Source organism: Gillisia marina, assembly GCF_000258765.1.
Lineage (GTDB): Bacteria > Bacteroidota > Bacteroidia > Flavobacteriales > Flavobacteriaceae > Gillisia > Gillisia marina.
In genome coordinates, this window is sequence record NZ_AJLT01000100.1 from 1 (window position 1) to 774 (window position 774).

1 protein-coding gene and 1 pseudogene are annotated in these 774 nt (G+C 41.2%); both read right to left on the reverse strand.

The window, feature by feature from the left end:
• A pseudogene (locus ON07_RS13835) lies at nucleotides 1-286 on the reverse strand (type IX secretion system outer membrane channel protein PorV); the annotation flags it as partial.
• A 13-nt stretch (nucleotides 287-299) separates the two neighbouring features.
• Nucleotides 300-774 (reverse strand): PKD domain-containing protein (locus ON07_RS16620; protein WP_010232666.1); only part of this gene is annotated, 475 nt, incomplete at its 5' end.

Genomic DNA, 774 nt, shown 5'->3' on the forward strand with positions numbered 1-774 from the left:
TGGCATAAAAGATATCATCTGCATATCCTACAAATTGTGGGATATAAGAAAGGCCAATTCCCTGGGCGCCTTCATCCATAAACAGGAATTTTGCAGGGTTATGAAATTGTGAGTACGCATCCGGGATCGTTGCCACTCCGGCATCTCCCATTCCACCCGCACGGGCATCGGGAACAATTTGTAGAAAGGGAGCTCCCGTGATAACAGGTCTTACCAGTTGTTGCCCTGAGACTGTAAAACTCAGGGAACAAATAAACAGACTAAGGATTATATATTTAGTATTCATAAAATTTTATCTTTTAAAGTGCGATTAATTTTTTCATGTAAACATTTCCTTCCGCATCAATGATCTTCACTAGTAAGGTTCCTTTCATTGGAGCAATATCTATTTGCATGGTATTCTTCTTATTTCCTTCAAAAACCTTATAATTATTAGTTTCTGTTTCCATTACATGTACTTCGCTAATTCTACCATTAAAAGGTAAGATCACCTTGGCAATACTAGTTCTGGTTAACATCGTTGGTACCACATGTGCCTGCTTAGGATCTGCACCTTCACGCTTCACCGTAATAGTGGCGGTAGCTTGAGAAGTGTTCCCCGAAGCATCTGTTGCGGTAAGCACTACCTCATACACGCCCGGTTTATCAAACGTATCTCTATCTAAGCTGAAGATCAGCTCGCCACAGTTATCTGTAGACCCATCATTCACTTCTTCCGGAGTGATCACAGCAGGTTCATCCTGAGTAACAATCACAGTAAGATCCTGAGTTGTT